An 8,178-nucleotide genomic window follows, 5' to 3' on the forward strand; every position below is an offset into this window, starting at 1 on the left:
GGCATTCCGGCTACATCCTATAGAGTAGCTATAGTCATCTATGCGGTGTAAATCGCCCGCAAATCCATGTTTGACAAGGCTTTAGCAACCCCGAAGGGGGTGCGTGATGTGTATTGAGATTTGGGCCTGTTAAGGACCGAAATCTCTAGGGGTTAAGGGCGTACAGGTCGCATAGGCCGAAGGCCGTAGGAGCGGCGACGACAGAAAGTAGACGGTTAGTTAACATATAGCGTGCAAACCGGATACGAATAGAGGTCAATAGGGTTACTATAGGTGTACTAATGGAATACAAACAGAGTACATTTAGAGAACACTTTGACGACGGTGGCACATCAATGACCAAGCCAGACGCAAAACAGGCAGTCAGGCAAACGGAACCGACCTCGAAAGCGGCTCAACTGCGAGAAGTCATGCCAGAGATTGAAAAGAAGCTGGCAGCAGGCGTGCAGCTTGGGACGATCCATAAGGCGCTGACCGATGCCGGTTTCGACCTCACGTTTCAGACCCTCAAGACGTACCTGTATCGATACCGAAAGAAGCATCAAGCAAAGACCAAAGGGCAGCAATCGGCCTCGCGGACGGTCGGCATGCCGGCACCACCTCAACCTGGCGAATCCGAATCTGTATCGCACGAAACAGATTCAGCCGAAACACCACCATCTCGCGGTCCGATCTCGATGCAAGAGCTTGACCGCGTGATGAAACCCGACCCGGAAGAACAGGCCAAGGATATCGCCCGTTACGAGCGCTTGGCCAAAGAGAAATGGAGAAAGCACAAATGAAAGTCGCCGTCATAAATTTCAGTGGGAATCCAGGTAAGACCACGTTGGTCGATCACCTGCTTGCACCGCGCATGAACGCACCGAAATTCGAGATTGAGACCATCAATGCAGGATCATCAGCCGACAGTGACGCACAGCGTCTCAAGGGAAAGAACTACGGCGGGCTGCAAGAGGACCTGATGACACTCGACTCGGCCATCGTGGACGTGGGTGCATCCAACGTCGAAGAGTTCATCAAGCAGATGGGCCAGTTCGATGGCTCCCATGAGGAATTCGACTACTTCGTTGTGCCGGCTGTCAGTGAGAAAAAGCAGCAAATCGACACGCTGAATACCATCCGGACGCTGGCAGACCTGGGCGTACCGGCGAAGAAAATCCGTGTGGTGTTCAACAAGGTCGAATTGGAAGACGCGAACGACGTGCCGCGCCTCTTCGCGATGATCTTCGGCTTCCACGAGGCCGAGAAACGCTTCACGCTGCGACCGGAAGCCGTGGTGTTCAAGAACGAGATTTTCGACCGGCTGCGGACGCTGAAAAAGACTGTCTCGGAAATCGTGGCCGATGAAACGGACTATCGGGCAAGGCTTCGTGAAGCCAAGGACGAGGACGCCAAGGCGCACGCGGTCAGCATGATCTCGGCGCAGCGGCTCGCCAAGTCGGCTAACAAGAACCTCGATGACGTCTACAAAGCGTTGTTCAAGTGATGAGGGGACGTCATGGGGAGTAACGTATCCACGGCCCGTGAAGCGCTCATGGCCGAGCTGCTGCAAGATGCCGACGCCCTCGTGCGTCGCTTCGAGCAAGCAGACGATGCGCTGGCCGGAAAGATCGAGAAGGCGACAACGGACGCGGCCGGAAAGGCGTTCCTGGCCGCCAAGCTCAATTTCGAGTCGGTTATCGACAAGAACGCCGAGAAGCTCAGCGAAGCTGGCCGACATGCAGCCGCGCAGATCGGACATCAGCTCAATAGCGGCGCGGCGCAGCTCGTCGCCGCGAATGCGGCGTTTGAGAGCAAGGCGCGGCGGTTCGTGCTGCTGCTGGCTGGGTTCGCGTTTGTCGCTGGCGTGGTGGGCGGCTTCGTTGGCGCCAAGCTGGCCGGGATGTAAGGCACGGGCGCTCGGGTAATCACCCCACCTTCGCAGCAGTGTCCAGCATTAACAAAAAATGCAGGTGTCGGTTTTCGACTATGTAGTCGCTACCTAGCAGCAAACTAGCTGCTAGATTTTTCGTAATGGTCAAGGGCCTTTTCCAGTATCTCTACCAGCAGCACACCTTCACGCTGCGCCAGGGCGCGGATGCGGGCATCCCATTCCGGCGTCACCCGCGTGGCGAACTGCACCGTGCGGTTAGTCTTGCGGGCGCTCCGGCCGTCGATCTTCTTGGCCGCCGGCGCTTGCGGTGGTGGGTTGGCGGCGGCCGGCCTGGCTACCGGCGCAACCTCCGGCGCGCTCAGGTTCGTGCTGGCCTCGTCCAGCGTCGGCGGTGCGCCCAGCTCGTCGCGCCGGCCTTTCAGTTTCTTGAGCTTGGATACGTCAGCCATTTTTCACCCGGTCGATGAGCGATTGAATGAGTGTGTCGGCCCGCTCGTTCAGGCCCGCAAAGCGGGTTTCGGTGATGCTGTGGCCGGTGTTTTGCGCCTGGCGGTAGGCCGGCCGGTCGCGCAAGCTCCCATCCAGGACGGTGTAGCCGGCCTGCTGCAAATAGACCCGCGCCGCGACTTCTTCCGCCGGCGTGCCGATGCGGTTGAGGGCGAACGCCAGGCGGTCGTTCGGGACACCGGTCTTCGTCAGCGCGTGGAACTCGCGCACGGCCGGAATGAGGTCATCCCTCGATGCGCCGGACGGCTGCACAATCAAATCGGCAGCGCGGGCTATGTCGAGCGTCGCCGAGCTGGTGCGGGCCGGCCCGTCGATGATGAGAAGGTCGTAACCCTTGGCTGCTTCCAGGGCCTGCGCGGCCGTGGCGAACGCCTCGACGGACACCACGGGTTCAATGCCCTGGGAAAGCCGCAGGCGGTGCCAATCGACAGCCGTTCCCTGCTGTGTATCCAGGTCTGCTACCTTCACGCGCAAGCCGCCAGCGGCCGCTTCACGCGCAAGGGCACGCGCCAGTGTGGATTTCCCTACGCCGCCCTTCTGTGAGACGAATGCGACAATCGCCGCCATAATTTAGCCCCTATCTAGCTGCTAGGTAGCAGCGATTCTAAGATAGAAGATAGATAAAAGATAGTAGCTAGATAGACTTTAGCTGCTAAAGTTTTCACCGCCGCTCGCGCTCTTTAGGGCTTGGCAGCAATGATGGCTGTGGCAGTCTGGTTGCTATCCAGCCACGCGGCTGTAACCGCGCAGCGGTACGTCACCAGTGCCAATATCGTCTGGTAGTCATCTGCCAACGCTCGGGCAAAGATCGGTTCGTGGTGCGCGATGCGGTTCCGCAGCAGACGCACGCGCTCCAAATCGCCATAGATCACGTGCCGCAGAGTGGCAACAGGTTTGGCCGGGTCAAGGTTCGGCATGGCGCGCCGCAGATTCTGATCCCAAATGCGGGTGTCGTAACGGCTCGTGAACATCTTCTGCCAGAAAACGAACTTCAGTTCCGGGATCACCTTGCCCGTGGTCTTCGCTGACCGTCTGGCGCTTTGCAGATCACGGCGCGGGCTGTAGCCTTGCATGGGATCTGGCAAGCTGCGCTCGAATGTTGCCGACCACGGCCAGCGCGGTCCATAGAGGGCTTCCAGCGCATCGGACACCGCGTTTCGGACGACGACCTCACACACATGCAGCGGGGCCAGGAACGCGCCCGACACCTTAGCGTTCCATGCGTAGAGCAACAGGGCCGCAGGGCTATCATCCGATTGCACCCCGGCTGCGACCTCGAAGGTTCCCATGCGAGCCGCTGACAACGCGGCCCGTACTGCATCAATGGTTGTTTTCTGGTTGTTGTTTGACATACCCGCCCGGAAACCTTATATTTGAGTCACTAGCCACGGGACTAGCGGGCGCAAGCCTCCCCCCGAGGACATACGATAGTACGAAAAACCCGCCAGCCTTGGCGGGTTTTTTCTTTTCTTGTCATCTAGAAGCTAGCTATATTTTAGCTGCTAAAATTTGCGCCGTCACGGTAGTCAATAAAAGGCCGTCGGCCGGCGTCATGAAGGCTAACGCTTCGGCTTCCTGGCCCAGGTCGAGGGTCGGCAGGGATTCGTGTAAAAAAAAGCCAAAAGTGAGCTAACTAGCTGTCAAAGAAGGTTTTTATACAAATCCCTGCCGACCCTCGGATTGAGGGCTTGCTATGCGAAGCGCTGTTGTGCGCTTAGCGCACGGTGACCGCTCTTAAACGCAGACCACCCGAAGTCGGGAGCCCTTCCAGGGGTTTAGCCGACATACGTGTAAAAATGACTCGCAGAATCCGATTTCTTTTGTGAAAACATGAAGTTGCCAGATAAAACGGCGCTTCCATCGGCTCATCCACTACCTGGTCCCTTTCGAGGTTCGACACGCTGCAACTGTCTTGCGACGACTGTGCGAGACCGGTCGGTCGCAGGGTGGGTAATAGACGGATGCCGCCGGCTTCACAGCAGAGCACGCAAGGACTATTCAGGAGTACACGCGGCCGGGATTGAGGGCCGGCAGGAATCTGTGAGAAATTCTTTACTAACAGCAAGTTATCCCACTTTTGGCCGTTTTTTGCACGAATCCCTGCCGTCCCTCAACTCGGCCATCCTGTCGCGGCTGCTGACGAAGTATGAGGCGAGCGGCAACGCCAACGCGCTGGCGCTCATCATCCAGATGTCACCGGCAGCCTGGCGGCACATCCTGCTGAACGGGCATTACACCTTCCAGAGCGACGGCAAGATGCTCGACCTAGACGCGCTCGTGGCGGAACTGGAGCTGGGATGACGGAAATTTCGGCGGTTCCGGCTTACAACCCCATTCTGCGGGTCCAGTGAACCGCTGCCGGTTTGTGTGCGCGTAGCGCACGGTGACCGCTCTTTAACGCATGCCACCCGAAGCCGACAGCCCTTCCAGGGTCATGGCCTGCCTCGAAGTCCGATTAATTATTCCTTGCTGACCCGTTTTTGCTGTTTGCTCGAGGGGCGCAGCCCCTCTATTGAGCGTCTAATGCTTTCGTCGTCGCGTAGCGGCGGCGACGCCGATTCGCTGTTGAGCGCTCTACTGACTGTGTTTTCAACCAAAGGTTGACTGGTTGGCCTGACAATTAAACAGGACAAATAGCGTTATTCCTCCACAGGCTTACCCACCGCAGCGGTGGATTTATCCACCGCTGCGTAGATAACTGAGGGGTTCGACTCGGTGTATAGAGGCCGACGCAGGGGCGTTAGCCGGCCTTTGCGCGGCAGATTTGCCGGCGTGGTGCCTGTTTTGCGGCATCGGGCAGGGGCGAGCCTGCCGGCTACGGCTACGGCTACGGCTACGTTTTGAATGTGTTCGCTATGTCCGCGATGTACTGCGCGGCGTGCTGTAGGCCGCCTGGTGGGTCGCCCGTGGCGCGGTGTGCCGCAGGGCGGGCATCACCCCTGCGCGGCGCGGTGCGCGGCTCCTGGGCCGGCTGACGTGCTTGCACCTGCGTGAAGGACGCAACGCCTATGCCGCGTGCCTGGTCGGCGTGTTTGCGATCGCGCTTGAGCAACCAGCTGGTGCCCACCAAGGCGCACAGCCGCTGGAAGTTGAGCCGGCGCACGCCCGCTGCGCTGCGCCACAGGTCGCCGCCCTCGGTGTCTTTGGTGTGCCGGCGTACCTGTTTGGTGGGGAATGCCCAGCCAAGGCTCACCATCATGTCGAGCGAGCGCCGTGCGCGCCGCTCCTCGGCGGGCGTCTGCCCGCCATAGGCGAGCTGGGCGAGGTCGAGCAGCGTGTAGCGCTGCCAGGGACCGCCGCCCTGGCGTGGCTTACCCACAAACCCGGTTCGCACGTCGGCCAGGTAGAGCAGCGCCACGGCCATGGACAGCAACGATTCGGCCCCGTCCTTGCGCAGTCCGCGCACCCGCGTCAGCGCCTTGTCCAGCGCATAACCGGCCACAATGACGTTGCTTCTAATCCGCTTCCAAGCGCCTTTCCGTTCTTCCAAGGCGAGCACCAGCCCGTCGCGGGTGGCATCCAGCACAGGCGGCCGGCGCTTCTTGCCAGCCGGCGGCTTGGGCTGACGCCAACGCACACGCTTGTGCGGCCGACCGCTGGTGGCGGTCGGTTCTGGGCCTGGCGTGTGGAAGCCTGGATCTACTGCTGGCATGTCCCGCGCCGATGAACGGCAGCGGGGCAAGGTGTTCGGCGTTTCGGCCTTTGCATCCTTTTCCCTCTTGCACGGCTTCGCCGGCGGGATTAGGATGGGGGTATCGATTAGTGCCCCATTGGTACTGGTTTTTTCCCGCCAGCCCAGTGATGAAAAAGCCGCCCTTGCAGGGGCGGTTTTTTCGTTTTCGGCCTCCGCTGATCACACCAGCAGGCTGCCTCGTTGTGTTGGTACGTCTGGTGCTAAATCTACCTTCTTGCAGAGCGAGTGTACTCGCAGGAAAGGTGGTGGACGGTACGCGGTCATCAAAACCGGATAGGCAGAAGCGGGAACCGGCAGGCCTTGCGGCCTCCGCGCACCGCCCACCATAGAACTGGCGAGCTAAATAAAAGCGCCAGCATCGGACGATGGGCGCTTGCACGCTCCTGCCATCTTGATCGGTTTGATGTGCCGAATCGCTGATTGTGCAGCGATAGCTCAATCCTCTCGCCAACCGGCGAACGTGTCAACCGCCTCTTAAACCGTCGCCTCCTCGACCGCCGCCGCCGCTTTGGCTTGCAGATTGAGTAGCGTCGCGATGACCGCGTGCAGATCGACGTACCGAGCATTGCGCTTGAAAGCGGCCGCCGGTGATTCCGGATCACTCGGATCGGTCTGCAAATGCTCCTGGAACTGCTCGGCCAGCAAACCAGCCATGAAAGCGACGTACGCGTGGTTGGCCTGCAACACGCTGCGGCCAATGGCCTCGAAGTTGTGCAGGCTGTCAGATAGCCACATGACATCGCGCGGCGCACGACTGGCGGGGGTGGCATCCGCGCTGTAAGCACAGTATTGCCGGATGGCCAATGCAGTGTTGCCTGTAAACCGTACTAGGTTGGCAAGTTCATCGGTGTAATTGATGCCCATGGTTTTTGTCTTCCTCGGGAAAGCAGGGAGGGTTCTTGAAAGTTCTGTGCTGACAGCGAGTTAGCTCACTTTTGGCTGTTTCTTACACAAATCCCTGCCGACCCTCTGCTTGGCTGCGGCCTGCTCAAGTACGCCTAGGACTTCAGCGTCCGTCTCAGTTCTGCTTTCAGGCTTTCGTAGTCCTTGATGGCCGAGGCGTCGTAAGCGTCGGCGTGCTCCAGGGCGAGCTCGAGCAGGGCTCGGACCATCATCGAATTGGACAGGCGGCCGAAGAAAGCGGCTCGGTCGATGGGATCTATGAACTTCTGAACCACGGATCCTGGCAAATCAGCCGGCAAGGTGATGTTCACGGGGGCTGCTTTGCTCATCGGAGTCCTAAATTTCTCTGGGGGTTGAATATGCACATAGATATGGGCATATTTAAGCGCAAAAGTCGGTGCCTAGCCTAGGCAGTGTAGGAAAACGCGGGGAGGTTGGGAATGGCGGACAGAGCACAGGAGAACGCGAATCAAACAGTTTAACAATCGAATGATTGCATCCGCAGCACGATTGTGATTCTATAATTCACGGATCGTATAAAACGTTACACGTGCGATGTGAAGAGTGAAAAACCCAAACCTAAGCGTAGAAAGCTGAACTTGACCGTGGCATTACTTCCCTCTTTGTTTTTCAACGATGAGGAAGCAATGCTCACCCTGACCAAGAAAGAGCTGGCCGTGCTCGATGAGGCTCAGCCGGACTATGCGGTTTATCTGGTTGAGACGGAGCACGAGAACAGCCGGTGGTGGCGGATGACGTTGAAGCTACCGCAGGACAAGGTTTATGAGGTCGTTACCGCGCTCGGTAAAACCAAGCTCTGGAAACGTTTGGACATAGCTGTCGATTTCATCAAGGAGAGCTGCCCGCACACAAAGAGCGTGTTCGTAGTTTTTGCCCCGTGGCACAACTAACAATCTGAGAGGTTCTAAGAGTGGAAAAGAATGAAGCCATTGAAAAGGACACGACAGCAGGCCCGCGCAAGGGCGACAAGGTAGACAGGGTGCTCGATCTGGCGGCTAACGTCCTCGTGATGGCCCTCGTCTTTCTTCCGCAGCTCGCATATGCACAAGATGCCGGTGGCACGTTCGGCGGGATCACCGCCTTCCTGAAGTCGATCACGCAACTGCTCATTTATGAGTGGGGCTACTACATCGGCATCATCACCTTGGCGATCCAAGGGTATCGTTGGAAGTCGGGCCGC

The 8,178-nt window shown here is 58.6% G+C and carries 11 protein-coding genes and 1 pseudogene; 6 read left to right on the forward strand and 6 right to left on the reverse strand.

What is annotated here, in order from left to right; genetic code table 11:
* Positions 1-335: 335 nt before the first annotated feature.
* From F7R02_RS22905 to F7R02_RS22915, 3 genes are read left to right on the forward strand one after another with little or no spacing between them, the layout of a single operon-like run.
* Positions 336-782, forward strand: a complete 447-nt coding sequence (locus F7R02_RS22905) for a hypothetical protein (RefSeq protein ID WP_040239273.1) — start codon at positions 336-338, stop codon at positions 780-782.
* Complete coding sequence (gene stbB / locus F7R02_RS22910; protein WP_078589003.1) at positions 779-1,486, forward strand: StbB family protein; 708 nt, start codon at positions 779-781, stop codon at positions 1,484-1,486. Before F7R02_RS22905 ends, stbB begins: the two co-directional genes overlap by 4 nt.
* A gap of 48 nt (positions 1,487-1,534) precedes the next feature.
* Positions 1,535-1,888, forward strand: coding sequence for a hypothetical protein (locus tag F7R02_RS22915; RefSeq protein WP_078589005.1), 354 nt, complete (start codon positions 1,535-1,537; stop codon positions 1,886-1,888).
* 104 nt (positions 1,889-1,992) lie between these two features.
* Here F7R02_RS22915 and F7R02_RS22920 read toward each other — a convergent pair whose 3' ends face one another.
* From F7R02_RS22920 to F7R02_RS22930, 3 genes are all read right to left on the reverse strand, one after another.
* Positions 1,993-2,322: a hypothetical protein gene (locus F7R02_RS22920; protein WP_078589007.1), complete on the reverse strand. Its 330-nt coding sequence runs from the start codon at positions 2,320-2,322 to the stop codon at positions 1,993-1,995.
* Positions 2,315-2,947, reverse strand: a complete 633-nt coding sequence (locus F7R02_RS22925; RefSeq protein WP_078589009.1) for a nucleotide-binding protein — start codon at positions 2,945-2,947, stop codon at positions 2,315-2,317. Before F7R02_RS22925 ends, F7R02_RS22920 begins: the two co-directional genes overlap by 8 nt.
* Before the next feature lie 113 nt (positions 2,948-3,060).
* Entirely contained in the window at positions 3,061-3,669 is a 609-nt protein-coding gene (locus F7R02_RS22930) for a hypothetical protein (protein WP_078589011.1), read from the reverse strand.
* Positions 3,670-4,489: 820 nt separating this feature from the next.
* Here F7R02_RS22930 and F7R02_RS22935 point away from each other — a divergent pair.
* Positions 4,490-4,681, forward strand: a pseudogene (locus tag F7R02_RS22935) (Tn3 family transposase); the annotation flags it as partial.
* Between the two features lie 532 nt (positions 4,682-5,213).
* Here the strand turns inward: F7R02_RS22935 and F7R02_RS22940 are convergent.
* The 3 genes from F7R02_RS22940 to F7R02_RS26535 all read right to left on the reverse strand — a co-directional run bounded on the left by F7R02_RS22940 (position 5,214) and on the right by F7R02_RS26535 (position 7,306).
* Entirely contained in the window at positions 5,214-6,032 is an 819-nt protein-coding gene (locus F7R02_RS22940; RefSeq protein WP_078589013.1) for a hypothetical protein, read from the reverse strand.
* A gap of 516 nt (positions 6,033-6,548) precedes the next feature.
* Positions 6,549-6,938 (reverse strand): hypothetical protein, encoded by a 390-nt coding sequence (locus tag F7R02_RS22950; RefSeq protein ID WP_078589017.1) that lies wholly within the window; start codon positions 6,936-6,938, stop codon positions 6,549-6,551.
* A gap of 134 nt (positions 6,939-7,072) precedes the next feature.
* On the reverse strand, positions 7,073-7,306 hold the full coding sequence (locus F7R02_RS26535; protein WP_040107540.1) for a hypothetical protein: 234 nt from the start codon (positions 7,304-7,306) through the stop codon (positions 7,073-7,075).
* 294 nt (positions 7,307-7,600) lie between these two features.
* Between F7R02_RS26535 and F7R02_RS22965 the strand changes: the two genes are divergently transcribed.
* Together F7R02_RS22965 and F7R02_RS22970 are read left to right on the forward strand one after the other, a co-directional pair.
* Positions 7,601-7,888, forward strand: coding sequence for a MobD protein (locus F7R02_RS22965; RefSeq protein WP_078589021.1), 288 nt, complete (start codon positions 7,601-7,603; stop codon positions 7,886-7,888).
* A gap of 20 nt (positions 7,889-7,908) precedes the next feature.
* The coding region (locus tag F7R02_RS22970; RefSeq protein WP_151210214.1) for a TrbC/VirB2 family protein at positions 7,909-8,178 on the forward strand (270 nt) is incomplete at its 3' end.

This window comes from Xanthomonas cissicola (genome assembly GCF_008801575.1).
In the GTDB taxonomy this organism is placed as follows: Bacteria; Pseudomonadota; Gammaproteobacteria; order Xanthomonadales; family Xanthomonadaceae; genus Xanthomonas; species Xanthomonas cissicola.